The sequence below is a fragment of the Paucibacter sp. Y2R2-4 genome (genome assembly GCF_025717535.1).
GTDB lineage: Bacteria > Pseudomonadota > Gammaproteobacteria > Burkholderiales > Burkholderiaceae_C > Paucibacter_A.
This window is the reverse complement of the sequence record NZ_JAJIRO010000003.1, coordinates 559,452-583,569: the sequence shown is the minus strand read 5'-3', so window position 1 is coordinate 583,569 and position 24,118 is coordinate 559,452. Positions and strand designations below refer to the sequence as shown.

At 61.4% G+C, this 24,118-nt stretch carries 27 protein-coding genes; 6 read left to right on the top strand and 21 right to left on the bottom strand.

Annotation, left to right across the window (positions count from 1 at the left end; all coding sequences use genetic code 11):
- Positions 1-49: 49 nt before the first annotated feature.
- The 12 genes from LNV06_RS13935 to LNV06_RS13880 all read right to left on the bottom strand — a co-directional run bounded on the left by LNV06_RS13935 (position 50) and on the right by LNV06_RS13880 (position 9,845).
- Positions 50-466 carry a F0F1 ATP synthase subunit epsilon gene (locus tag LNV06_RS13935; protein WP_263538891.1) on the bottom strand — a complete coding sequence of 139 codons (417 nt, stop codon included), beginning with the start codon at positions 464-466 and terminating at the stop codon, positions 50-52.
- Between the two features lie 73 nt (positions 467-539).
- Complete coding sequence (gene atpD / locus LNV06_RS13930; protein WP_263538890.1) at positions 540-1,958, bottom strand: F0F1 ATP synthase subunit beta; 1,419 nt, start codon at positions 1,956-1,958, stop codon at positions 540-542.
- Between the two features lie 50 nt (positions 1,959-2,008).
- Positions 2,009-2,893, bottom strand: a complete 885-nt coding sequence (atpG, locus tag LNV06_RS13925; protein WP_263538889.1) for a F0F1 ATP synthase subunit gamma — start codon at positions 2,891-2,893, stop codon at positions 2,009-2,011.
- A gap of 62 nt (positions 2,894-2,955) precedes the next feature.
- The gene (gene atpA, locus LNV06_RS13920; RefSeq protein ID WP_263538888.1) at positions 2,956-4,509 is read right to left on the bottom strand and encodes a F0F1 ATP synthase subunit alpha; all 1,554 of its coding nucleotides are present in this window, start codon (positions 4,507-4,509) and stop codon (positions 2,956-2,958) included.
- Positions 4,510-4,600: 91 nt separating this feature from the next.
- Positions 4,601-5,134 (bottom strand): F0F1 ATP synthase subunit delta, encoded by a 534-nt coding sequence (locus LNV06_RS13915; RefSeq protein WP_263538887.1) that lies wholly within the window; start codon positions 5,132-5,134, stop codon positions 4,601-4,603.
- Positions 5,135-5,136: 2 nt separating this feature from the next.
- The gene (locus tag LNV06_RS13910) at positions 5,137-5,607 is read right to left on the bottom strand and encodes a F0F1 ATP synthase subunit B (protein ID WP_263538886.1); all 471 of its coding nucleotides are present in this window, start codon (positions 5,605-5,607) and stop codon (positions 5,137-5,139) included.
- Positions 5,608-5,645: 38 nt separating this feature from the next.
- Positions 5,646-5,891, bottom strand: a complete 246-nt coding sequence (gene atpE / locus LNV06_RS13905) for a F0F1 ATP synthase subunit C (RefSeq protein ID WP_058721792.1) — start codon at positions 5,889-5,891, stop codon at positions 5,646-5,648.
- Positions 5,892-5,968: 77 nt separating this feature from the next.
- The gene (atpB, locus tag LNV06_RS13900; protein WP_263538885.1) at positions 5,969-6,871 is read right to left on the bottom strand and encodes a F0F1 ATP synthase subunit A; all 903 of its coding nucleotides are present in this window, start codon (positions 6,869-6,871) and stop codon (positions 5,969-5,971) included.
- A 24-nt stretch (positions 6,872-6,895) separates the two neighbouring features.
- Positions 6,896-7,426: an ATP synthase subunit I gene (locus LNV06_RS13895; protein WP_263538884.1), complete on the bottom strand. Its 531-nt coding sequence runs from the start codon at positions 7,424-7,426 to the stop codon at positions 6,896-6,898.
- A 196-nt stretch (positions 7,427-7,622) separates the two neighbouring features.
- On the bottom strand, positions 7,623-8,543 hold the full coding sequence (locus LNV06_RS13890) for an SMP-30/gluconolactonase/LRE family protein (protein WP_263538883.1): 921 nt from the start codon (positions 8,541-8,543) through the stop codon (positions 7,623-7,625).
- Between the two features lie 73 nt (positions 8,544-8,616).
- Complete coding sequence (locus tag LNV06_RS13885) at positions 8,617-9,111, bottom strand: GNAT family N-acetyltransferase (RefSeq protein WP_263538882.1); 495 nt, start codon at positions 9,109-9,111, stop codon at positions 8,617-8,619.
- A 44-nt stretch (positions 9,112-9,155) separates the two neighbouring features.
- On the bottom strand, positions 9,156-9,845 hold the full coding sequence (locus tag LNV06_RS13880) for a cytochrome b/b6 domain-containing protein (RefSeq protein ID WP_263538881.1): 690 nt from the start codon (positions 9,843-9,845) through the stop codon (positions 9,156-9,158).
- A gap of 165 nt (positions 9,846-10,010) precedes the next feature.
- Here LNV06_RS13880 and LNV06_RS13875 point away from each other — a divergent pair, with 165 nt between their 5' ends.
- On the top strand, positions 10,011-10,472 hold the full coding sequence (locus LNV06_RS13875) for a c-type cytochrome (RefSeq protein ID WP_263538880.1): 462 nt from the start codon (positions 10,011-10,013) through the stop codon (positions 10,470-10,472).
- A gap of 67 nt (positions 10,473-10,539) precedes the next feature.
- Here LNV06_RS13875 and LNV06_RS13870 read toward each other — a convergent pair whose 3' ends face one another.
- The 6 genes from LNV06_RS13870 to LNV06_RS13845 are packed head-to-tail and all read right to left on the bottom strand — an operon-like array spanning position 10,540 to position 15,257.
- Entirely contained in the window at positions 10,540-11,160 is a 621-nt protein-coding gene (locus LNV06_RS13870) for a glutathione S-transferase family protein (RefSeq protein WP_263538879.1), read from the bottom strand.
- Between the two features lie 10 nt (positions 11,161-11,170).
- Positions 11,171-11,809 carry a VOC family protein gene (locus tag LNV06_RS13865; protein WP_263538878.1) on the bottom strand — a complete coding sequence of 213 codons (639 nt, stop codon included), beginning with the start codon at positions 11,807-11,809 and terminating at the stop codon, positions 11,171-11,173.
- Positions 11,806-12,657, bottom strand: a complete 852-nt coding sequence (locus LNV06_RS13860) for a PhzF family protein (protein WP_263539142.1) — start codon at positions 12,655-12,657, stop codon at positions 11,806-11,808. Before LNV06_RS13860 ends, LNV06_RS13865 begins: the two co-directional genes overlap by 4 nt.
- Before the next feature lie 2 nt (positions 12,658-12,659).
- On the bottom strand, positions 12,660-13,868 hold the full coding sequence (locus tag LNV06_RS13855) for an aminotransferase-like domain-containing protein (protein ID WP_263538877.1): 1,209 nt from the start codon (positions 13,866-13,868) through the stop codon (positions 12,660-12,662).
- A 47-nt stretch (positions 13,869-13,915) separates the two neighbouring features.
- Positions 13,916-14,626 (bottom strand): aspartate/glutamate racemase family protein, encoded by a 711-nt coding sequence (locus tag LNV06_RS13850; RefSeq protein ID WP_263538876.1) that lies wholly within the window; start codon positions 14,624-14,626, stop codon positions 13,916-13,918.
- Positions 14,627-14,645: 19 nt separating this feature from the next.
- The gene (locus tag LNV06_RS13845) at positions 14,646-15,257 is read right to left on the bottom strand and encodes a LysE family translocator (RefSeq protein WP_263538875.1); all 612 of its coding nucleotides are present in this window, start codon (positions 15,255-15,257) and stop codon (positions 14,646-14,648) included.
- Positions 15,258-15,395: 138 nt separating this feature from the next.
- On the opposite strand from LNV06_RS13845, the gene LNV06_RS13840 reads away from it, so the two are divergent.
- From LNV06_RS13840 to LNV06_RS13830, 3 genes are all read left to right on the top strand, one after another.
- A complete protein-coding gene (locus tag LNV06_RS13840; RefSeq protein ID WP_263538874.1) occupies positions 15,396-16,841 on the top strand; it encodes an aminotransferase-like domain-containing protein in 1,446 nt (481 codons plus the stop codon).
- 148 nt (positions 16,842-16,989) lie between these two features.
- Positions 16,990-17,622 carry a response regulator gene (locus LNV06_RS13835; RefSeq protein ID WP_263538873.1) on the top strand — a complete coding sequence of 211 codons (633 nt, stop codon included), beginning with the start codon at positions 16,990-16,992 and terminating at the stop codon, positions 17,620-17,622.
- A 32-nt stretch (positions 17,623-17,654) separates the two neighbouring features.
- Entirely contained in the window at positions 17,655-18,431 is a 777-nt protein-coding gene (locus LNV06_RS13830; protein WP_263538872.1) for a fumarylacetoacetate hydrolase family protein, read from the top strand.
- A gap of 17 nt (positions 18,432-18,448) precedes the next feature.
- Here LNV06_RS13830 and LNV06_RS13825 read toward each other — a convergent pair whose 3' ends face one another.
- A complete protein-coding gene (locus tag LNV06_RS13825) occupies positions 18,449-18,856 on the bottom strand; it encodes a hypothetical protein (RefSeq protein ID WP_263538871.1) in 408 nt (135 codons plus the stop codon).
- On the bottom strand, positions 18,853-20,745 hold the full coding sequence (locus LNV06_RS13820) for an ATP-binding cassette domain-containing protein (protein ID WP_263538870.1): 1,893 nt from the start codon (positions 20,743-20,745) through the stop codon (positions 18,853-18,855). The genes LNV06_RS13825 and LNV06_RS13820 overlap by 4 nt, the downstream gene beginning before the upstream one ends.
- A gap of 287 nt (positions 20,746-21,032) precedes the next feature.
- Here LNV06_RS13820 and LNV06_RS13815 point away from each other — a divergent pair, with 287 nt between their 5' ends.
- Together LNV06_RS13815 and LNV06_RS13810 are read left to right on the top strand one after the other, a co-directional pair.
- Positions 21,033-21,752 (top strand): choice-of-anchor J family PEP-CTERM protein, encoded by a 720-nt coding sequence (locus LNV06_RS13815; protein ID WP_263538869.1) that lies wholly within the window; start codon positions 21,033-21,035, stop codon positions 21,750-21,752.
- Positions 21,753-23,035: 1,283 nt separating this feature from the next.
- Positions 23,036-23,182: a hypothetical protein gene (locus LNV06_RS13810; RefSeq protein WP_263538868.1), complete on the top strand. Its 147-nt coding sequence runs from the start codon at positions 23,036-23,038 to the stop codon at positions 23,180-23,182.
- A 13-nt stretch (positions 23,183-23,195) separates the two neighbouring features.
- On the opposite strand, the gene LNV06_RS13805 is transcribed toward LNV06_RS13810, so the two are convergent.
- Positions 23,196-24,059: a helix-turn-helix domain-containing protein gene (locus LNV06_RS13805; RefSeq protein ID WP_263538867.1), complete on the bottom strand. Its 864-nt coding sequence runs from the start codon at positions 24,057-24,059 to the stop codon at positions 23,196-23,198.
- Positions 24,060-24,118: the final 59 nt, after the last annotated feature.

The window sequence follows — 24,118 nt, the reverse complement described above, 5'->3', positions numbered from 1 at the left end:
AGGATAGGAGCGGGTCTCACGGGCAAGAGGGTGTGATGCCTGAGAAAACTCAGTTCTTGCGGAACTTGCGCAGGGCGGCGATTTGGGCGGCCATGGCAGCGAATTCACCTTGCGCCTTGGCAAAGTCGATATCGCTCTTGGCGTTCTTCATCGCTTCTTCGGCCATTGCGCGGGCTTCCAGAGCCTTGGCTTCGTCCAGATCCTTGCCGCGGATCGCGGTGTCGGCCAGCACGGTCACCTTGCCTGGTTGCACTTCCAACAAGCCACCAGCCACGAAGACGAACTCTTCTTGGCCGTTGTCGGCGCGCTGAATGCGCACCGCGCCGGGCTTGATGCGAGTGATCAGCGGCGTGTGATTGGGCAAGATGCCCAGCTCACCGCTTTCACCCGGCAGCGCAACAAATTTGGCCTCGCCGGAGAAGATTTGCTCTTCGGCGGAAACCACATCGACGTGGAGGGTTGCCATCTTTAATCTTCCTTAGCGTTTGCGTTGAGAACTGTGCTGAACACGGGGAGAGCTTGCGCTCTCCCGCATTTCATCAGCCCAGCTTCTTCGCCTTTTCGAACGCTTCGTCGATGGTGCCGACCATGTAGAAGGCCTGCTCAGGCAGGTGATCGCATTCGCCAGCAACAATCATCTTGAAGCCGCGGATGGTTTCCTTCAAAGGCACATACTTACCAGGCGAGCCGGTGAACACTTCGGCCACGTGGAAAGGCTGCGACAGGAAACGCTGGATCTTACGAGCGCGGCTCACGGCCAGCTTGTCTTCAGGCGACAGCTCGTCCATACCCAGAATCGCGATGATGTCGCGCAGTTCCTTGTAGCGCTGCAGCACTTGCTGAACGCCACGGGCGGTCAGGTAATGCTCTTCGCCAACCACGTTCGGGTCCAGCTGACGCGAGGTCGAGTCGAGCGGGTCCACGGCGGGGTAGATACCCAGCGAAGCGATGTCACGCGACAACACCACGGTGGAGTCCAAGTGGGCGAAAGTCGTCGCAGGCGAGGGGTCGGTCAAGTCATCCGCTGGCACGTAAACGGCCTGGATGGAAGTGATCGAACCGACCTTGGTCGAAGTGATCCGCTCTTGCAAGCGGCCCATTTCTTCGGCCAGCGTAGGCTGGTAACCCACGGCGGAAGGCATACGACCCAGCAGCGCGGACACTTCGGTACCGGCCAAGGTGTAGCGGTAGATGTTGTCCACGAAGAACAGCACGTCCTTGCCTTCGTCACGGAAGGATTCGGCGATGGTCAGACCGGTCAGGGCCACGCGCAGACGGTTGCCTGGAGGCTCGTTCATCTGGCCGTAAACCATGGCGACCTTGGAGTCTTCGAGCTTCTCGAGGTTCACGACGCCCGAATCGGCCATCTCGTGATAGAAGTCGTTACCCTCACGAGTACGCTCACCCACACCAGCGAACACCGACAGACCGCTGTGAGCCTTGGCGATGTTGTTGATGAGTTCCATCATGTTCACGGTCTTGCCCACACCGGCGCCACCGAACAGACCCACCTTGCCGCCCTTGGCGAACGGGCAGATCAAGTCGATCACCTTGATGCCGGTTTCCAGCAGCTCTTGCGAGGGGCTCAGCTCGTCGTAAGCAGGAGCAGCGCGGTGGATCGACGCGATTTGCGTCTGAGCCACAGGACCACGCTCATCGATGGGCGCGCCAAGCACGTCCATGATGCGGCCCAGGGTCGCCTTGCCCACGGGAACTTGGATGTTCTCGCCGGTGTTGAACACTTGGGTGCCGCGGCGCAGGCCGTCCGACGAACCCAGCGCAATGGTACGCACGACGCCGTCGCCCAGCTGCTGCTGAACTTCCAGTGTCAGGGTGCTACCTTCCATCTTCAGCGCGTCATAGACCTTCGGCATTTGGTCACGCGGGAATTCCACGTCCACCACGGCGCCGATGCACTGAACGATCTTGCCAACTGCGTTGGTTTGAATGCTAGACATTTCGATTCCTTCAATCTGTATTCGTTGCGTCTGGTTTGGCTGGCGGTCGATTAACCGACCGCGGCCGCGCCACTGACAATCTCGCTCAATTCCTTGGTAATGGCGGCCTGACGGGTCTTGTTGTAGACCAGCTTCAGCTCACCAATCAAGGTGCCGGCGTTGTCGGTTGCGGCCTTCATCGCCACCATGCGCGCCGATTGCTCGGACGCCATGTTTTCAGCCACCGACTGGTAGACCAGTGCTTCGGTGTAACGCACCAGCAGCTCATCGATCACCGTGGCCGCATCGGGTTCGTACAGATAGTCCCAAGCGTGAGCTTGAGCGCCATCGGCCCCTGCGGTCTTCATGCCTTCGGTCGACAGCGGCAACAACTGCATCACCACCGGCTCTTGCCGCATCGTGTTGATGAACTTGGTGTAGCAGAGGTAGACCGCCGACAGCTTGCCTTCGGCATACGCGTCGAGCAAAACCTTCACCGGGCCGATCATCTTTTCGATGTGCGGCTGATCACCCATTTGCGTGACCTGCGAGACCACCTTGGCGCCGATGCGGTTCATGAAGCCCAGGCCTTTGTTGCCAATGGCAACGACCTCGGCCTTTTGGCCGGCAGCTTCGAGTTCCTTCAGCTTGGCCGTCGTCGCACGCAAGAGATTGGTGTTCAGACCACCGCACAGACCCTTGTCGGTCGTCACGACCACGAAACCAGCCGCCTTGGCGCCTTCGTTCGTGCTCAGAAACGCATGCCGATACTCGGGATTGGCCTTGGCGAGATTGGCGGCGATATTGCCGATCTTCTCGCAGTAAGGACGAGCCGCGCGCATCCGCTCCTGCGCCTTGCGCATCTTGGAAGCGGCGACCATTTCCATGGCCTTGGTGATCTTCTTGGTGTTCTCAACCGACTTGATCTTGCCGCGAATTTCCTTGCTTGATGCCATGATTTCTCCTGTTCAGATGGGGCGGTTCAGCGCAGAGTGCTTGGTCCGCCCCGTCATGGGCATTAAGCGAAGGACTTCTTGAAGGAAGTGATCGCAGCGTTCAACTCGGCTTCGGCATCTTTGTCCATCGCCTTGTCGGCTTCCAGCTTGGCCAGCAGAGCGGCGTGGCTGGTCTTCAGGAACTGATGCAGGCCGTGTTCGAAAGCCAGAACCTTCTTCACGTCCAGGCTGTCCATGAAGCCCTTGTTCACCGCATACAGCGTCGCGCCCATCAGGCTGATCGACAGCGGCGAGTACTGAGCTTGCTTGAGCAACTCGGTCACGCGAGCACCGCGGTCCAGCTGCTTGCGGGTGGACTCGTCCAGATCGGAAGCGAACTGCGCGAAGGCAGCCAGTTCACGGTACTGGGCCAAGTCGGTACGGATACCGCCGGACAGGGACTTGATCAGCTTGGTCTGAGCAGCACCACCCACGCGCGACACCGAGATACCGGCGTTAATCGCAGGACGGATACCGGCGTTGAACAGCGATGTTTCCAAGAAGATCTGACCGTCGGTAATCGAAATCACGTTGGTCGGAACGAAGGCAGAAACGTCACCGGCTTGGGTTTCAATGATGGGCAGCGCGGTCAAAGAACCGGTCTTGCCCTTCACTTCGCCCTTGGTGAATGCTTCGACGTAGTCGGCGTTCACGCGAGCTGCACGCTCCAGCAGACGGCTGTGGAGATAGAACACGTCGCCAGGGTAGGCTTCACGGCCTGGAGGACGACGCAGCAGTAGCGAAACCTGACGGTAAGCCACGGCTTGCTTGGACAGATCGTCATAAACGATCAGCGCGTCTTGACCGCGGTCGCGGAAGTACTCGCCCATCGTGCAGCCCGAGTAGGCCGAGACGTACTGCATCGCAGCAGATTCAGAAGCGGAGGCCGCCACGACGATGGTGTATTCCATCGCGCCGTTGGCTTCCAGAGCGCGCACCACGTTCTTGATCGACGAAGCCTTCTGGCCGATCGCAACGTAGATACAGGTCATGTTCTGACCCTTCTGGCTGATGATGGCGTCGATCGCGACAGCCGTCTTGCCAGTCTGGCGGTCACCAATGATCAGCTCGCGCTGACCACGGCCCACCGGCACCATGGAGTCAATCGACTTCAGGCCGGTTTGCATCGGCTGATCCACCGACTTACGGGCAATCACGCCGGGAGCGACCTTTTCGATCACGTCCGTCATCTTGGCGTTGATCGGGCCCTTGCCGTCGATGGGCTGACCCAGAGCGTTGACCACGCGGCCCACCAGCTCAGGACCGACCGGCACTTCCAGAATGCGGCCCGTGCACTTGACGGTGTCGCCTTCGGAGATGTGCTCATAGGCACCCAGAATCACGGAACCGACCGAGTCGCGCTCCAAGTTCAGGGCCAGACCGAAGGTCTGTGTGCCATCGGCGGCAGCTGGGAATTCCAGCATTTCGCCTTGCATCACATCGGACAGGCCGTGGATGCGAACGATACCGTCAGACACAGACACCACGGTGCCTTGGTTGCGGACGTCCGTCGAAGTGCCAAGGCCTTCAATACGGCTCTTGATCAGTTCGGAAATTTCAGCAGGATTCAAATTCATTGCTATGGCTCCCATCTGGCCCGCCGTCTTTTTGCAAAGCGATTGACACAGGGATGAACGGATAGGGTGGCGTCGCGCTCGGGCCTGAAAATCAGGCCGTGAGCGCCACTTTCATGCGTTCCAGACGGTACTTGACCGAGGTGTCCAGCACCTCATCGCCAACCACCGCCCGAATGCCGCCAATCAGCGAAGGTTCCAGCACGACTTGCGCTTCGAGCTTGCGAGCAAAACGCTTTTCCAGCGCCGCCTTGACCTCAGCCAACTGGGCCGCGTCAATGGGGAAGGCGCTGTAAATCAAAGCGTCGGCAACGCCGGCTGCAGCATTGGCCAAGGCATGGAATTGCTCCACCACCGCAGGCAAGGCGCTCAGGCGCCCGTTGGCGATGACGGTGCGCAGAAAGTTCTGCACGCCTTCAGCCAACTCGACCTTGGCGGTCTGTGTCGAGACGACATAGACCTGCTCAGGCGTTGCTTTGGGGTGATCGGCAAACTGGCGCAGCTCGGGCGCCGCGGCCACTTGGGCCAGGGCGTCGAGTTGCAGGCCCCAAGCCTTGACGTCGTGCTGACGCGCTACTTGATAGAGCGCTTCAGCGTACGGACGGGCAATGGTTGCGAGCTCGGCCATGCTTACAGCTCCGTCTTCAGGCGGTTCAGCAATTCGGCGTGCACGCTGGCGTTAACCTCGCGCTGCAGAATTTGCTCGGCACCCTTGACGGCCAAGGCGGCGACTTGCTCGCGCAAGACTTCGCGGGCACGCATGGACTGCTGTTCGGCTTCGGCTTGCGCGTCAGCAACGATCTTGGCAGCCTTTTCCTCGGCTTGACCAGCGGCAGCGGCCACGATCGCAGCGGCGCGCTTTTCAGCGTCGGCCAGCAGCTTGGTGGTTTCGCCACGGGTCAGCGCCAATTGCTCGTCAACCTTCTTGTTGGCGTTGGCCAACTCGGCCTTGGCCTTGTCGGCCGCAGCCAGACCGTCAGCGATCTTGGCGGCGCGCTCGTCCAGGGCCTTCATCATTGGAGGCCAGATGAAGCGCATGGTGAACCAGACAAGGATCGCAAAAACGATCGCTTGCAGGAACAGTGTTGCGTTGATATTCACAGAGCTATCCTTTCAACTGTGAAAGGTTGGCGCATCAATTAGATGGCGAAAGGCTTGGCGAATGCGAACAGCAGAGCAATAGCAACGCCGATCAGGAACGCAGCGTCGATCAGACCAGCCAAGATGAACATCTTGGTTTGCAGTTCGTTCATCAGCTCAGGCTGGCGAGCCGAAGATTCCAGGAACTTGCCGCCCATCAAAGCGATACCGATCGAAGCGCCCAGAGCGCCCAGACCAACGATGAGACCGCAAGCCAGCGCGACGAGACCGAGGATGTTTTCCATGATTTGCTCCTGAAGGAAAGGTAAGAAAGAAAAAGAAAAAACGAACTAGAGAGAAAGAACCGAAGCTCGGTACCCGATCAGTGTTGATCGTGCGCCTGGCCGGTGTAGATCAAGGTCAGCATCATGAAGATGAAGGCCTGCAAGGTGATGATCAGGATGTGGAACAGGGTCCACACCGTACCAGCCACCAAATGGCCCAGACCCAGCCAGAAGCCACCCGACAACGGGTTCAACTCCCAGGCCCAGACGCCACCCATCAGCGCGATCAGCATGAAGACCAGCTCACCCGCAAACATATTGCCGAACAACCGCATGCCGTGCGAAACGGTCTTGGCAGCGAACTCAATCAGCTGCATCAGGAAGTTGATCGGGTACAAGAACCATTTGTCACCAAACGGAGCTGCCAACAGCTCGTGCGTCCAGCCGCCCACGCCCTTGATCTTGACGCTATAGAAGAAGCACATGATCAAGACGCTGGTCGACAGACCCAGGGTGGTCGACAAGTCAGCGGTCGGCACAACACGCATATAAGCATGATGCGCATCGTGGCCCATCGAGCCATAAACCTTGGCCCACAGGCTGGGCAGCAGGTCCACGGGCAACATGTCCATGAAGTTCATCAGGAAGATCCAGACGAACACGGTCAGCGCCAGAGGCGAGATGACCTTGCGGCTGGTGGCGTTGTGAATCACGCCCTTGGCTTGGTTCTCGACCATTTCAGCCAAGATTTCGACGGCTGCCTGGAAGCGACCCGGCACGCCGGAGGTCGCTTTGCGCGCAGCGCGCCAAAGGAAGAAGCAGCCGATCAGGCCCAGAATCACCGAATAGATCAGTGAGTCCAAATTAAACAAGCTGAAATCAACGATGGAGGTCTGTTTGACCATCTCACCCTTGAAATTCATCTGCATATGCTGCAGGTGGTGCTGGATGTACTCGCCCGCGTTGGGTGCGTGTTCCTGTCCGTGTCCTTCGGCTGCCATCGTCAGTTTCCGTCCGCGTATTTACTAAACTTTTCGAGCCCGGCCCTGCCAAAGCAGCGCCAGCCAATTAACCTTCAAGCACCCGACCAAAGCCGCCAACAAGGCCAGCCAACTCAAATCAGGCATTCCAACCGCAGTCACTGCCAAGATGGCAATGGCCGTCATGATCTTGATCAGCTCCCAGAACATAAAACCCAGCACCGCAGCGCCAGGAATCCCTCTGAAGAGCCCGGTCATGCCCCACGCCATCAAGGCATTGGGCAAAACCACCGCAGCCGCCCCACACAGAGCCGACCACGCTGTCTTGCTTTGCCCGGTGAACAGCCACCCCAACAGGGCGACCAACACCCCCACCACAGCCTGCATCGCAACAATTCGCCAGGGCGAAATCGGCGGATGCCTGGCCGACAAGGCCTGCGCTTCTTCTCGCGTCAGGGTCTTGAAAGGCAGCTCTTCAACCTCATCGTTCCAATCAAGGTCGTTTTGAGCAACTTTGGAAGCTCCATTGCGCTCGGGCGAACTCATGTCGGTCTGATGGATGTCGGCAAAACCCAAAGATTATATGTGTAAACCCGTAAGCCCTCGACAAGACCCCTGCCGAGCACTGGTAAGGGCGCCTTGACGGGGTCACTTGTCAGCCACTGTGACTTCTGGCATGCGCCGGTAGGCAGGGGGCGAAAGTCCGTGGGGAAACGCCAGGCGCCTGGGCCTGAGGCCACGACTTATGGACTCGAGGCCGGAAGCGTGCGACTCACAGTCGCAGAAGATTGACCGGCAGACCCGGCACTTCCACCCGAACACGCAAAACACAGCCGGCCCAAGGCTGCTCAGCCAACTCCTCGGCCGAACGGCCGGCGCGGGCGGTGGTGATGTAGAGCGTACGCAGATCATCATCACCAAAGGTCGGCATGGTCGGGCAGCGCACTGGCAGGTGCAATTCCCGCAAGACCTGCCCCTCGGGCGAAAGGCGCAGCAGGCGCTGGCCTTCGAACATGGCCACCCAATAGCAGCCTTCGGCATCCACCGCCGCGCCATCGGGCCGTCCACCATAGGTCGCCAGTTCTTGTCCGGCAACGCGGGCCGGGAAACTGGCAAACAGCTGGCGCTCACCCAAGCTGCCGCTCGCGGCATCAAAACTGAAGCGGTAAATCTCGTGGGCCTTGGTGTCAGACCAATAGAGCGTACGCTGATCCGGGCTCCAGGCCAAGCCATTGGAGGTGACGATGTCCTTGGCCATCAGCCTGAACTCGCCGCCCTCATAACGATACAGGCCAGCGTCAGGCAGGCGCGCATCATCAATGGTGCCGACCCAAAGCCGTCCTTGACTATCCGGCTTGCCATCGTTGAAACGCTGACGGCCTGCGTCATAAGGAGCGCCAGCCAATTGTTGATGCGAGCCGTCTTGCGGATTCAAACGCCACAAACCATCGCGCTGCGCCACAGCCAAGCCGCCCCCGTCAATCAGCGCGATGCAGCCCGGCTCGCTATCGAGCTGCCATTGACGCAACTCGCCGCTGGCGGGGTGCAGGCGCAAGACCTGACGCTCGGGAATGTCCACGTAATAAAGCGCTTGCTCTTGGGCGTGCCAGAGCGGCGATTCACCCAAAGACGCGGCTTGGGGGCCGGCGGGCTCGATGCGGTACAGCGTGTCAGGGGTTTCAGTGTGGCTCATGACGGGCAAAGAATTCAGGGATGTGCCGCCATGCTATGCCGGTAACCAGCTGAAACTCTCGCCTCAAGCTGAATTAAGCCAGATCGACTTTTAAATAGTGGGCGCCGGGTATTGGGTTGAAGTAGTACGGCGGCACAGCCTCAAAGCCCAAACTTTCATACAAGCCACGCGCGGCCTCCATATCGTCCAAGGTATCCAGCAGCATGGCCGAGTAGCCCGCCTGCACCGCAGCATCGATCAGCCCCTGCGCCAAGATGCGCCCAATGCCAAAGCGACGAAAGGCCGGGCGCACGTACAAACGCTTCATTTCGCAAGCATTGGCATAGTCCACATCCGGCAAGGCCCGAAAGCCCACACAACCCGCCACTTGCCCATCCACCAGCGCCAGCAACAACAGGCCGCCGGGCGCCTCGTATTGGCCAGGCAGGGTTTGCAACTCGGCCTCAAAGTCCTGGAAGCACAGGTCAACGTTCAAGCTGCCGGCATAGTCGCGAAGGATTTGTCGCGTCGCGTCCCACAGCTCGGGGCTGTCAGGGTTGATCAGTTGGATGTCGGGGCTGCTGTTCATTCAATCACGGCAATACAGGCTTCAGTGTACTCAGCGCTTGCCGGTCAAGCCGGCGTCAAGCTGATCAAGAGATAGACCCCGGCCGCGCAAGCCGTCAGCAAAGTCAAGGCAAACACCCGCGTTCCCCAAGAGTCCTGGCTTGCCGGGATGGCGGCCGGCAGGGACTTGTCACCGCTGAACATCGGCCCCAGCAAGTTCTTGCGTTGCCAAAAGCGATAAAAGACGATGGCAGCGATATGCAGCCCGACCAGGGCCAGCAGACCCCATTGGCCATAACTCTTGTGATACGCGGTCCAGGCCAGGCTGACTTCGCCCGAGACAAAACCGATCAAAGGACCCGTGGTGGCGATTTCGTCATCGGCAATCAAGCCCGAAGCCACCTGGGCCAGCAACCAAGCCAGCATGGCCAGCACCGAGAACGCCCCCAGCGGGTTGTGGCCCACATCGAAGTGGTCTTCCGGCAAGGCCTGACCCCGCAAATAGCGCAGCAGCGCCGCCGGGGAATAGAAAAAGCTGCTGAAGCGCGACCAGCGTCCGCCCACCAAGCCCCACAGAATGCGAAAGCCAAGCAGCGCCAAAACGCCATAACCCAAGCGCATATGCCAGACCATGGCATTGCCGCCGACTTTGGCGCTGAGCACCGCCCCGACCACGCAGATGACCAAGGCCCAATGGAACACGCGGGTCGGCAGGTCCCAAACCCGGACCGGCTTCAATTGCCCTTGCTGACTCATGCCTGATGCTCCTTTGCCATGGCCGCGACGATAGCGCATGCAGCAAAGGCTGCAAAGTTCATCACTCTTGCCTACACTGCGCCGAGCACGCCGTCGATGGACGGCTTGCCCAATTCACCCAATGCTTTGTTCCTGGCTTGCCAGACCCTGATGAAGGATGTCCGCATGAAGATGAAGTCTGTTCTGATCGCCGTGGCCAGTGTGGCCGGATTCTGCTGCGCCCTGCCGGCCAGCGCGCAATTCCAGAAGCCCGAAGACGCCGTCAAGTACCGCAAGGCGGCCTTCACCGTGATGGGCACGCACTTCGGCCGCATCGGCGCCATGGTTCAAGGCAAGGTCCCGTTTGACGGTGCCGCCGCTGCCGCCAATGCCGAAGTCGTGGCCGACCTCGCCAAGCTGCCCTTTGCTGCATTTGTCGACGGCACCAGCGGCACCGAGAAAGGCTCACCCAAGGCCAGCGTCTGGAGCGAACGCGCCAAATTCGACGAAGGCGCCCGCGCCCTGCAAAGCGAAGCCGCCAAATTGGCCGTGGCAGCCAAGGCCAACAATCTGGACGCGCTCAAGGCCGCGTTTGGCAGCACCGCCAAGACTTGCAAGTCCTGCCACGACAGCTTCCGCAACGACTGATCGTTGACCCAAGTATCTTGCGTCTTAAAAAGGCTGCCTGCGGGAAGCCTTTTTTTATGGCCGCTGGTCAGACGAAGTTCAGCGCAAAGTTCGCAAAGCCGGGACGTTGCGCCAGCCGCTCGCAATAGGCCTCGATTTCAGGCCAATGCGGCCGCTCGGGCAAAGGCGCCATGCGCCAGCGCTGCACCGACACCCCCAGCACCACGTCGGCCAGGGTGAACTGCTCGCCACAAACAAAGGCACCGGTCTTGGCCAGCGCCTGGGCCAAGATGCCCACATGCCGGTGCCAATTCGCAACACCTGCCGCCAGCAAGGCAGGGTCTTGATGTTGGGGGCTTTGCCTGACCAAGCTCATGAAGGCATAACGCCAAGCGTTGTTGAACTCGCCCGCCTGCCAATCCATCCATTGCTCGACCCGCGCCCGCTCGCGCGGCGCCGCCGGCAAGAGATCCAGACGCTGCTCACGTGCCGCCAAATAACGGCAAATGCTGTTGGACTCCCACAGCACGAAGTCTCCGTCCTGCAGCACCGGCACCATGGCATTGGGATTGAGAGCGAGGAATTCAGGCGTCTCCGTGGACTTGAAGCCCGAACCGAATTCTTCTTGCTGCGGATCCAAACCCAGTTCTGCACAGGTCCACAGCACCTTGCGGACATTGATGGAAGAAGTCTTGCCGAGAATTTTCAAGTGTTCACCTTTACAACTTCAAAGAAACCTCGCCGCGCGGCGTCTGCAAACGCATCTGCACATTTGGGTCGCCCGTTTTTGCCGCCAACCCAGCAAGCAAGTCCGGCTGCGGCAAAGTGGGTGAAAACTCAAGCAGGCTCACACCACTGGACGGCAAGCTATCGCTGGGATGAACCTCTCCCCATTCAATCAACAAGGGCAGCGCGCCATTCAAGAGGCGTCGACCATCCGCGCGCAGGGCAATGCGCCAGCGCAACTCACCCGCCGGCGTCATTCGAGAGGCCGCCACAGCTGGGCCAGCATCCAAGCCATGGGCCTGCCAATCGGCCAGACTCGCCTCCAGCGAGTTGCTGCGCGCCACCCAATGGATCAGCCCCGGCCCGTGGGCCAACCGGGCTCGCATGGCCGACTCGTCCAAATCAAACCAGCGGGCCCGCCCTGGCGGCGGCGCCTCGGGGTCGATGGCAATGATCTCCAAATAACAGCGAGGAAAGGCTTCGCTACTCAGTTGAAGCAAGCGGTTATGCGTACTCATCAACACATGCTTGCCGCCGCTGCTGGGCTTGACGCCCAAAGTGGCCTCACACCAGGCCTCACCTTCGACCAAGCTGGCCGCGCCAATCACCAAATGATCGAGCTGCAAACTCAAAGCCTGACCTCGCCCTCGATCAAGGTCGTGACGTCACCGCCGATCCAGACATCGGCGCCTTCGCGCTGCACCTGGATGCGACCGGCCCGGCCCAGTGCCTTGCCCTGCGCTGCCACATAGCTATCGGCGCACAGGCCGCGCTCCATCATCCACAAGGCCACGCCAGCGTTGAAGCTCCCCGTGACCGGGTCTTCAGGAAAACCCATGGTGGGCACGAAGACGCGCACCTCAAACTGCTGTTTGGCGCCCGCCGGGTAGGCGCCAATGACGCCCAACTCCAGGCCGGCCATGGCCATAAAGTCCGGCTTCAAGGCCAGTACGGCCTCGGCGCTTTGCAAGCGCGCAGCGATCCAGGGCGGACCGTTGTCCACCCACACCACATCCAGCACCTCCTCAGTCGGCTGGCGTAAGGCCTTCAGCACCTGCGCATGCAGATCGGGAGACACCGGCCCACCGCGCCTTAGCGGCGGCGCGGCAAAGGCCAAGCGCTGCTTGCCACTGCGCTCCACCACCCGTTTGATGCGCACCAGGCCGATGCCGCACTGCTGCCGCAACTCACCCTTGCGCTTAGGCGTTCCGCCGGCAGCCAGCCAGCTGTGAGCCGAGCCCAGAGTCGGGTGCCCAGCAAAAGGCAGCTCTCCGCCCGGCGTGAAGATGCGCAAGCGGTAGTCGGCGTCCGGGTCGGTGGGCGGCAGCAAAAACGTGGTCTCGCTGAGATTGGTCCAGCGCGCAAAGCTGGCCATGGCCGCGTCGCTGAGCCCTTCGGCGTCGATGACGACCGCCAAAGGGTTGCCCATCAAGGGCACGGCGGAAAACACATCAACTTGAGCGAATCGGCGCGACTGCAAACTCATGGGGTGATTTCGGCGCCGTTGTCTATGGCTTCGCGCAGCACGCGGCCCAGAATCGCCACGCCCTCGCTGATCTGCGCCGGCGTCAGCGTCACAAAGGACAGGCGCATGGTGCGAGGGTCGGGGCTGTGCGCATAAAAAGCAGCGCCGGGCACAAAGGCAATGCCGGCATCCACCGCCTTGGGCAGCAAGTCCATGACATTCAATCCTTCGGGCAGGCGAATCCAGAAGAACATGCCGCCCTGCGGTGTCTGCCATTCGCAGCCCTCGGGCAAATGCTGCTTGAGGCCTTCGGCCATGGCATCGCGGTTGGCTTTGTAGCGGGCCCGGATCTTCGGGATGTGCTGATCAAGAAAGCCGTTACGCACGACCTCATAAACCACGCGCTGATTGAAGCCCGGCGTGTGCAAATCCGCCGCCTGCTTGGCCTGCAAAAGCTTGGGGTAGAGCTCGGACGGGGCGATCACGTAACCCAGGCGGAAGCCCGGCGTCAGCACCTTGCTGAAAGAGCCCAGATAGATCGAGCCTTCAGGCCACAGCGAACTCAGGGACGGCAGCGGCGGCTCGTCAAACCAGAGGTCACCATAGGGGTTGTCTTCAACGATAGGCACGCCCGCCTGCTGCGCGGCAGCCACCGCCGCTTGGCGCCGCTCCAGCGGCATGACACGGCCGGTCGGGTTTTGATAATTGGGCAAGAGGTAGGCAAAGCGGGTGCCGGGCGCATCATGCGGCAGGCGCGCCAGCGCGGCGGGGTCCACGCCCTGAGCATCGCTGGCGAGGCTGGTAAAGATCGGCTCATAGGGCGTGAAGGCCTGCAGCGCACCCAGATAGGTGGGCGTCTCCACCGCCACCGGTGCGCCGGCATCACACAAAATCTTGCCGACCAGATCCAAGCCCTGTTGCGAGCCACTGGTGATCAAGACCTGCTCGGGCGCCACTTGCATGCCCAACTCAGCCGAGCGCGCCGCCACCCATTCGCGCAGCGGCGCAAAGCCCTCACTGGCCGCGTATTGCAAGGCCTCTTTGGCGTTCTCACTCAAAACCCGGTCGCAGGCGGCCTTCAGTTCCTCGACCGGAAAGGTGTCCGACGAAGGCAGACCGCCGGCCATGGACAAGATGCCCGGCTTCTCGGTCACCTTAAGGATTTCACGAATGATGGAGGGGTTCATGCGCGCGGCGCGGCGCGCTTGGTTCCAGACTGAGCTCATTTCTTTGTCTCGCTTGATGTGGGCGGCGAAAGACTTGGTTTCGCCGGCTAGACAGCTGTTGTACCACCGAGCATCCACTCCACCGCGGCCTGCGCCTGCAAAGCCGTGCTGTCAAACAGAGGCAAAGCGGCCTGCACCTGGGGGTCCAAAAGCAAGGCAATTTCCGTGCAGCCCAGGATCACCGCCTCGGCCCCGGCTGCGGCCAAGTCCTGCACCACCTGCAGGTAAAAGGCCCGCGATTCGGCACGAATCTGGCCCCGGCAGAGCTCTTCAAAAATGACCCGATGCAGCTCCAAACGCTGCGCCGGTGCGGGCATTAGCGTCTCAATGCCATGCCGATTCAGCATGCGGCCCGAATAGAAATCTTCTTCCATCGTGTAGCGGGTGGCCAACAAACCCACCCGCCGCACCCCGGCCGCCTGCAAGGCTTGCGCGGTGACGTCGACGATATGGATCAAGGGCAGGCCGCTCAGCGCCTCGACCTCATCCGCCACCTTGTGCATGGTGTTGGTGGCGATCAGCAAGGCTTGCGCTCCCGCCGATTTCAGCCCCAAACCGGCCTCGCCCAGCACTCGGGCCGCGCCGGCCCAATCCCCGGCCCGTTGCAAGGCCTCGATCTCGGCAAAATTAACGCTGCGCAGCAGCAGATCAGCACTGTTGAGCCCGCCCAAACGCTCGGCTACTTCACGGTTCAAGAGTTGATACAGCAGTGCCGAGGACTCCCAGCTCATGCCGCCCAAAATACCCAAGGTCTTCATACGTCGCTTCTCATTCCATTCAGGTGTTCAACATCGGCCAGATGCTGGCCAGGAGCAGCAGAGCCATCAGCGCATTGAAGACGCGCCGCCGCTTGGGCTCGGCCAGAGCCTGGCTCAAGCGCGAGCCAGCCCAGGCCCACAGACTCACGCAAGGCGCATTCACCAAGCCGCAGACCAGGGCCAGCACCAGCAAATCCACGCCGTCAGCGGCCGGGCTCAAAAAGCCGGCCACCGCGCCAATCGCAATCAACCAGGCCTTGGGGTTGACCCATTGAAAAGCCGCCGCGCCCCAAAAGCCCATCAAGCGCGCTGCCGACTGCGGGGCCGCCTGGTTCGCTGAAGGCGCCCCCGCATGCCAGAGCTGCCAAGCCAGGAACACCATATAGGCCACGCCCAAGCCTTTCAGCGCCAGATAGAGCTGCGGCCACTGCGCCAGCAAGGCGCCTAAGCCTAAGCCCGCAGCCAGAAACAAAATCATCAAGCCCGAGCTGATGCCCACCACATGCGGCAGGCTGGCGCGAAAACCATGGTTCACGCCCGAGGCCAAGAGCATCATGTTGTTGGGACCGGGCGTGATCGAGGTCACCATCGCAAAGCTCATCACGGCAAAGAGGGTTTGAACATCCATCATGAGCGACTCCATTTCTTCAGCGGCGGGCAGCTGAAGCGCTGCACCGCGTGCTTGCAGTATCCGAGCTCAATGCAATACAGTTGCAATACACTTTGTCGATCAAGTACTTCCTCTGTATTGGCAAAAAGGGCAATACAAATGGCGATTGCGTCAACACACACGACCCAGGCCCTGCCGCTGTCCCGCGACTCCAATGTGCCGCTAGCGCAGCAACTGGCGCAGCGCTTTGCCGAGCGGATTCAGCAGCGCCTGATCCTGCCGGGCGCCAAGCTCCTGTCGGTGCGCGAATGTGCGCGCCAGTACGGCGTCAGCACCTTCACCGTGGTGGCCGCCTACGACCAACTGCTGGCGGGCGGCTTGCTGGAAGCGCGCAAGCAGCGCGGCTTTTTTGTGCGCGAAACCCGTCAGCGAGCGCCGCAAGCAGTTTCCGCCACCAAGAACCGCCAGCAGCCGGCACCGGTGGACGCCACCGCCCTGCTGCGCGGCATGTTTCAGTCCGACCCGCGCAGCTCGCCCGGCCTGGGCACCCTGCCGGCGGAATGGCTGGATTTACCGATGCTGCAAGGCGCGATGCGCCGTGTGCTGAGCGCCAGCGAGGGCGGTGCCGATCAACTCTTGCTGCACTACGGCGAGCCGGCTGGCGACGCTCGCCTGCGCCGCGCCCTGAGCCAGCGCATGGCCGACTTGAGCATCGCTTGCCCGCCCGAGCAATTGCTGAGCACGGTGGGCGCCACCCACGCCCTCGACCTGATCACCCGCACGTTTTTGCAGCCCGGCGACACCGTCTTGGTGGACGACCCCGGCTGGGCCATCGAATACGCCCGTTTGACCCAAGCCGGCATGCGCCTGGCCCCCGTGCCGCGCGGCCCCGATGGACCCGACTTGGAGGTCATGGCGCAATTGGTGGCGCAGCACCGGCCCCGCATGTACGTGACCGTTTCGGTCTTGCACAACCCCACCGGCAATACTTTGAGCTTGGCCAGCGCGCATCAAATCCTCAAGCTGGCCGAGGCGGCGAACTTTCTGGTCGTGGAGGATGACACCTACGCTTTTTTGGCGCCCAACCACGCACCCCGTCTCTCGGCCCTGGACGGTCTCAAGCGCACGATTTATGTCTCGGGCTTTTCCAAGATTCTCAGCCCGGCCTGGCGTGTGGGCTATCTGGCGGCCAGTCCCGAGCGGGTCGAGAAGCTGACCAATCTCAAGCTGATCAGCACCCTCACGACCAGCCCTATGGTCGAGCGGGCGCTGGCTTTGTGTCTGGAACAAGGTCAATTGCGCCGGCATGCCGAGCGCGTGCAAGGCAATCTGGATGCAGCGCGCCAGCGCACGCAAAGACTGGCCGAAGCGGCGGGCTGCCATTTCGTGACACCGCCCCAAGGTTTGTTTGGCTGGTTGGATGTGGGTGTGGACACCGAGCGCTTGGCCCTGAGCCTCTTGGACGCGGGCTGGATGACAGCGCCCGGCATGTTGTTCAGCGCCACCCGCCAGGCCAGCACCTTGATGCGGGTGAACTTCAGCACCTCGCAAAATCCGGCCTTCTGGCGCTGCCTGCAGCAGTTGTGCGAGCGGCAAAAAACATGAAGCGCAGCACTTGCGGAAAACCCAAGCGTGGATTCTTCCCCACGGCCACTCAGTGCTTGCAGTCAGCATGCGGCGCAGCCCAGGCTGAGCCGCTACCATCCGAGTCTCGCCCCAATGTTTGTGTCCCAAATTAGGCTAATCACCGTCCATGAGCGCCGAACTTCGTTTTTTAGTCGTCGATGGCCTGACTGGCGTCCAAACTTTCGCAAGGCAAATGCTGGAGGGCTTTGGCCTACCGGCCGAATCGGTGCGCTGCGCCAGCGACCCCAGCAGCGCTTTGAGCCTGGGGCTTGAATTCAAGCCCGATTTTTTGATCACCGACTGGTTTCCCAAGGCGGAGCTCACCGGCATCGCCCTGCACCAAAAAATCAAAGAAGTCAGCCCAGGCTGCCGCCTGGCCCTGCTGAGTTTTGAGGTCGGCCCCGAACAAGAGGCCCAGGCCGCGGCAGCCGGCTCGCGTTTTCTTTTGCGCAAGCCCTTCACTGCGGCGGAACTGAAGGCCACGATGAGCCGCTCGCTGGAAGCCTTGGCCAAGGAACGGCCGGAGTTGCATCAGCGCCTCAGCGCCATCATGAAGTCCGCCAACCCGCCCGGCGCCACGCCGCCGCGCATTGTCTTGCCCGCCATCCCCGTGCCGCCGGCGCTGAAGCCTGGGGACAAAGTGCGTTTTGGCGACAAAACCGAAACCGTGCAAGTGGTGGTGGTCAGTCATGGAGAACTGGTGGTGCAACTGAAGGGCGGCACCGGCCTGGTCCCAGCCACCAAGCTGCAGCGCTTGTGAGTGCCGCTGAACTCAGCACGGCATCGGAGCCCATGCCCCAATCCCTTGAGGCCCTGATCGAACATCTGGCCCTGGCCTGGCAAGGCGGGCCGGCATTGTCCAGCGCCGATTGGAGCAACTGCCTGAGCAGCGCAGAGCTTGCCTATGCGGTGCAAGACGGTTTGGCAGAACGACTCGGCTGGCGACAAGCGGGGCGCCCTCAGTTTTGGAAGAGCGGCGGCCCGAATCGGCAGAGCCCTCTGAGTCATGCACCGCTGGCCCCCATCGGCGTGCGCAGCGCTGCTGGCGGCCTACCGAGCTTCGCAGACTTGGGCCTGCGTCATGCCGGCGCAGAGGCAGAGATCGCCTTGCGCTTGGCACGCGATGTCAGCGCTGATGCACTGGTCGGTATGAGCCGCGACGCCGCCGCACGTTTGATCGACGCCATGACGGTGGCCATTGAACTGGTCGATTCACGCTGGCAAGAAGCCGGCGATGCCCCGGCCCTGCTGCGCCAGGCCGACTGCCTCTCACACGGCGGTTTGGCGATGGGCCAGTGGCTGCCCTACCAAGCGCTCGATTGGTCAAAGCAGAACTGCGAGCTGCAAATCAACGCGGATGCGCCTCAGCGAGCCTGCGGCAGCCACTCCCTCGGCGATCCCGCCTGGGGCTTGCTGGACTGGTTGCAACACGCCTGCCGCCAGGGTCAGGTCTTGCCTGCGGGCAGCGTGGTCACCACCGGCGCCTGGTTGGTGCAAGGGGGACTGAAACCCGGCGATCGAGTGACAGCCAGCTTCGAGGGCCTCGGCCGCGTCAGCCTCGCCCTCTGACGCCGACTCAGACCCGCTCAGGCCAGCCAGGCACTCAGCAACAGCAGCACCGGATAGGGCAGCACCACCGTCGGCCGACAGGCGTTGGCGGCGTACTCTTTCAACAAGGCCAGGCCGCGCGGCCGCTGGGCCATCCATTCGCTGTGCAGCTGCATGGCAAGAACAGGCACCGTCGCAGCCTCGCGCAAGCCCTGCTCGATACGCAACAAGCGATCCGCCAGTCGGCCCTGGAAGGTCTTGAGAATTGCTTCTTGCACCCAGAGCAGCAGGATCAAGACCCACAAAAAAGCCGAGCCCAAGGCCAGCGCGCACAAGCCAACTGCGAAGAGCTTGATGCCCAAAGCGGCCAGCTCATACTGCTCATGATGAGCCTGCAAGGCCAGCCATTCGGCGCGCAGGCCTTCCGTGGGGTCGCGATCGCTCACTTGGCCTCCAGGGCTTCCCAGCGCTCCATCAAGGCCAGCAATTCGGTGTCGATATCGCCCGCGCGCGCCGTCACTTCGGCGATGCGCGCCGCGCCTTGACCGTACAGCTCGGTGCCGTTCAGCAAGGCGTTCAGATGCACTTGCTCGGCCTCCAGCGCAGCCACCTTGGCCGGCAGCTCATCGAGCTCGCGCTGCTCCTTGTAGCTGAGCTTTTTCTTGCTGGCCACGACCGGCGCCGGGGCTGGCGCGGCAACCGGGGCAGCAACAGGCGCTGCAACAGACGCCGGGGCTTGCTTAGCTTTGGCCTCGTTGATAGCTGCCGCACGCTTGGATTGAGTCAACCAATCTTGCACGCCGCCTTCGTACTCGCGCCAACGGCCATCCCCCTCGTTGACGATGGTGGAGGTGACCACATTGTCGAGAAAGCGCCGATCGTGGCTGACCAAAAAGACCGTGCCGTCGTATTCGCTCAGCAGTTCTTCCAGCAGCTCCAGGGTTTCAATGTCCAGGTCATTGGTGGGCTCGTCCAGCACCAAGACATTGGCCGGCCGCGCGAACAAACGGGCCAGCAGCAAGCGGTTGCGCTCGCCCCCCGACAAGCTGCGCACCGGCGAATTGGCGCGCGCCGGCGAGAACAAGAAGTCGCCCAAATAGCTCTTTACATGCTTGCGCTGATTGCCGATCTCGATCCACTCGGAGCCAGGGCTGATGGTGTCGGCCAGGGTGGCGTCCAGATCCAGCACATCACGCATCTGGTCAAAGTAGGCCACATTGATCTTGGAGCCCATGCGCACTTCGCCGCTGTCCGGCGCCAGCTGTCCCAGGATCATCTTCAGCAGCGTGGTCTTGCCAGCACCGTTGGCACCCACCAGACCGACCTTGTCGCCGCGCAAAATCGTGCCGGTGAAGTCGCGCACGATGACGCGGCCACCGTAGCTCTTGTTGACGTTTTCCAGCTCGGCCACGATCTTGCCGCTGGCACCACCGGTATCGATGTCTAACTTGACTTTGCCCTGCACATCACGGCGGGCGGCGTGGGCCAGGCGCATCTGTTCCAAGCGCTGGATACGCGCCACGCTGCGGGTGCGGCGCGCCTCCACGCCCTTACGAATCCAGACCTCTTCTTGCGCCAGGATCTTGTCAAAGCGGGCGTTGTAGAGCGCCTCGTTTTCCAGCTCAAAAGCCTTGGCAGCGGTGAAGGCTGCGAAGTTGCCGGGGTAGCCGCGCAATTGGCCGCGATCAAGTTCAACGATGCGGTTGGCGACGTTGTCCAAGAAGCTGCGATCGTGCGTGATCAGCAGCAAGGAACCCTTGAAGCTGTTCAGCAACTCTTCCAGCCAATTGATGGCGTCCAGGTCCAAATGGTTGGTTGGCTCGTCGAGCAGCAACACATCCGGCTGCGCCACCAGTGCACGGCCCAGCGCCACACGTTTCTTCAATCCACCCGAGAGGGAACCGACCAGGCGAGTGCCATCGAGGTCCAAGCGCTGCAGCGTCTCTTCCACACGCTGCTCCCAGTTCCATGCGCCGATGTGCTCGATGCGCTCGGCCACCCACTCCAGATCGTCCTCCGGATCATGGATCTCATAGCGCTCGCGCAAGGCCTTGGCTTCGGCGACGCCCTCGCTGACCGTCTCGAAGATGGTCGATTCAGGGTTCATCACCGGCTCTTGCGGCACATAGACGCTGGTCAGCCCTTGCTGGAGCTGCAACAGGCCGTCATCGAGTTTCTCGATTTGGGCCAGCACCTTCAGCAGCGACGATTTGCCAGTGCCATTACGACCGATCAGGCCGACACGCTCGCCCGTTTCGAGCGAGAAAGAAGCGCCATCGAGCAGGGCTACGTGGCCGTATGCGAGATGGGCGTTGGAGATAGAGAGGACTGCCATAGCCCTCGATTGTCGTTGACTGGCGAGAACTTTCGCAGCGCAGCAGGACCTAGCACCCGATTTGAGTGGAAACCAGTAAGCACTTCCCTGGACAAAAGCCGACCCCTAGGGAAAGCCCCATGCCACCTGACCTAGGGGGTCACCGGGATTTCATGGATTCGTCAAATTTTTCACACATGTACAAACCAAGAACGCGGCCAGAAGCCTTGGCAACAACAAGTTTCGTGTCCGCCCAAGCGATGGCGAAAGCCTAAATTCTTTGTCGACTGCTCCTCAGGAGGAATGCAATGACTTCAGTTTCTATGTTCACCAAGGCCGGCTTGCCCGCTCTGGTTTCCGCGCTGGCACTGGCTTTTGCAGGCAGCGCATCTGCCGCTTCGGTGACCGAAGGCTTCGAGACGGTCACACCCACAGGATGGACCACCAAGAACAACAGCCAACCATTGGGCACCACGGGTTGGTTCCAAGGCAACACCACAGTGTTTGATGCCCAAGCCGGCTCGGCCACGTCTTATGCAGGTGCCAACTTCAACAACACCGGCAGCGTGGGCACCATCAGCAACTGGCTGATCACCCCGACCTGGAGCTTCAACAACGGCGATGTGGTGTCCTTCTACACCCGCACCACCGATGAAGGCGCTACCGTCTATCCTGATCGCCTGGAACTGCGCTTCAGCGCAACAGGCGGTACGGATGTAGGCGCCACCGCCACCAGCGTCGGCAGCTTCACCACACTGCTGCTGTCAGTCAACCCCAATCTGGGCAATGAGTACCCTCATGATTGGGCACAGTACAGCGTGACCTTGTCTGGCCTGAGCGGCCCGACCAATGGTGCCCTGGCTTTCCGTTACTTCGTGCCCAACGCCGGCTCCCTGGGCGATAACTCCGACTACATCGGCGTGGACACCTTCTCGGTCACTGCTGCCGTGCCAGAGCCATCTACTTATGGCCTGATGGCTTTGGGCCTGGGCGTCTTGCTGATGCGCCGCAAGCAAAAGCAAGGCTGATTGCTCGACTCGTTGACTGATTGACCGACCTCGCGGCCACGTCGCGAGCCGCCCGCAAGCTGGGCGGCACTCTCAAGCCCGGCCATGCCGGGCTTTTTTTGCCCGTCGGGGAAGAACTCTCCTCTGACTCAAAAGTCCGTCTTAACAGACAGTTATTGGGTTTGACGGGATTTGGCGCATTGCGGTCCTTTGGCTTGGCGGCGATCAGGCCACTTGGGGGCTTCACGCCGCTCCTGTCCCCCGCCCCGGTCTGCGCCCCGGGGCTCCTCCTTTACCTCGCGTCGTAAAGCCCCCAAGCGTCCTGATCCAGAACGGCCGTGCGACTTCGACGCGGACGCACATCGATGGAACTGCCGAGTGGCGTCGGGGGCGTGATTCCGCGAGGTAAAGGAGGAGCCGGCGCCTGCAAGGTGACGGCGGGGGACAGGAGCGGAATTACGCCCCCGGCGGCGCTTGGCACCAGCCAATCCGTAAAGGACTGCAAAGAGCCAACAACCGCCGCTCACCCCAGCCAAACTACGAAACGAAAAGGGGCGATGCCGTGCATCACCCCAGTTAGGCAAGTCCCAGTCGGAACTTACTTCTTGACGGTCTCCGCCACTTGGGCGGCCGCAGTTTTGGCTGTCTCAGCAGGCTTGGCAGTCACTGGAGCTGCTGGAGCTGCTGGAGCCGCTGGGCTTGTTAGGGCGGTGGCGCCGGCTGTTTGTTTAGTGGCCTTTTCGACATGAGCCGCCGCGCTCTTGACCTTCGCATCCGCCTTGGCTGCGGCATGAGTAGCCGCAGCTGGAGCCGCTGTTGTCGCGGCCGTGGCAGCTGTCGCTACTGGGGCGCTGGCTGCGGCGGGCGCCGTAGCGGGCTTAGCAGTCGCTGCGACGGTCGCAGGCGTCACAGCTGGAGTGGTTGCGCTTGTAGGGGCCGTTGCAGGAGCCGCTGTGGGCTTGTCCTGGGCCATGCTCGCCTGAGCGGCGAAGACGGCGATCAAAGCACCAACAACAGACGTAGCAGCCACAGAAATCTTTGCCATCTCAAAACTCCAATCTAAGGTTCGCCATCTGGCGCTGTTGCAGCGGTCATTCGCTTGCAGACCCTGGGGTCTGTGCTGCATCAGTCGCCTGGCCCTTTCACAACGGAGGCGAGGCGGGAGCTGTTGACTGGTTAATTGTTAGCAATTGCAAGCGAACTCTGAGGCGAAGAAACAGCGAGTCGGTTCGCCATCGCACAGAACTGCAAAGTTCTGAGGCACAGACTGACAAGCGTTCCCTCACTCAACGGAGTTCCACACCATGTCCAAGATTCAACGCGGCAATAAAGAAGCCAAGAAGCCCAAGCAAGCCATGCCAGCACACAAAGACATCCTGCCTTCTGCCATGGCGCTAACGCCGCCCTCACCCGGCGTCAACAAGCACGGCGCTGCGGCGCCGAAGAAGTAAAGCCGGATCGACCTCAGACCCAGATTCGATAGGCCCAGAAGGCCTCGTCGCTGTCGATGCGCTGGCGCAGCTCTTCGGGGCTGAAGCCGGTGACGCGACGGGTTTCACGGCACAGATGGGCTTGATCGGCATAGCCGAGGTCTTGGGCCAAGGCGCTCCAGACCAGCTCGCCGGCTTCAAGCTCGCGGCGCACCTGAAAGAAGGCCGCTTCCGAGCGACTAACCCGGCGCAAGGCGCGCAGGCTTTGGCCGCTCCATTGTTTGATGCGGCGCTCTACCTGACGCAAGCTGGCGCCGTGACCGGAAGCCACAGCACGGGTGGCCAATTGCTGCATCCAATCCCGGTAGCGATGCGGAGTCTGCCCGGCCTGCTGGCAATGTGCTCGCCAGCGTGGCAACAAGAAGGCCTCCAGAATCTGTTGGCATTGCACTTCATCGCTGGCCGCCAAGATGTCGGCACTCATGGCCTGCCAATCGGAGCCCAAGACCGACTCCAGGCTCACGCAGCGATCCATCAAGCGACTGAGATCCAGCCCGGTCAGCGCATGAAAGGCCTCCGGCAGCAAAGCCACCATGAAGATACGGCCCGGTCCCGCCGAGCGGAACTGCACCGGCCCGCTGCGAGGCCCCACCACCAAGCTGGGGCTGGGCATCGCTTGCATGCTTCCATCGGCGAATACTTGTGAGCCACTGCCATGCAACATCCAGCTGAGGCCACAAAACGGCGTTGCCGGGAACCAGCCCCTGCGTTGCCCCTCGCTCAAAGAAGCGGCCGGCGTGGTGTCGCGCCACATACAAGAATGGACACAGCCGCTCAAGCCCATGCTGGGCGCCAGCAGGCGCGCCACGGTGTCGGGATGCAGGGCTGAGTTGTCCATGCCGGCAGTGTAGAGCCAGCTCACAGCAGACCTTTCGGATGTCGCTTTCGTTCAAGACC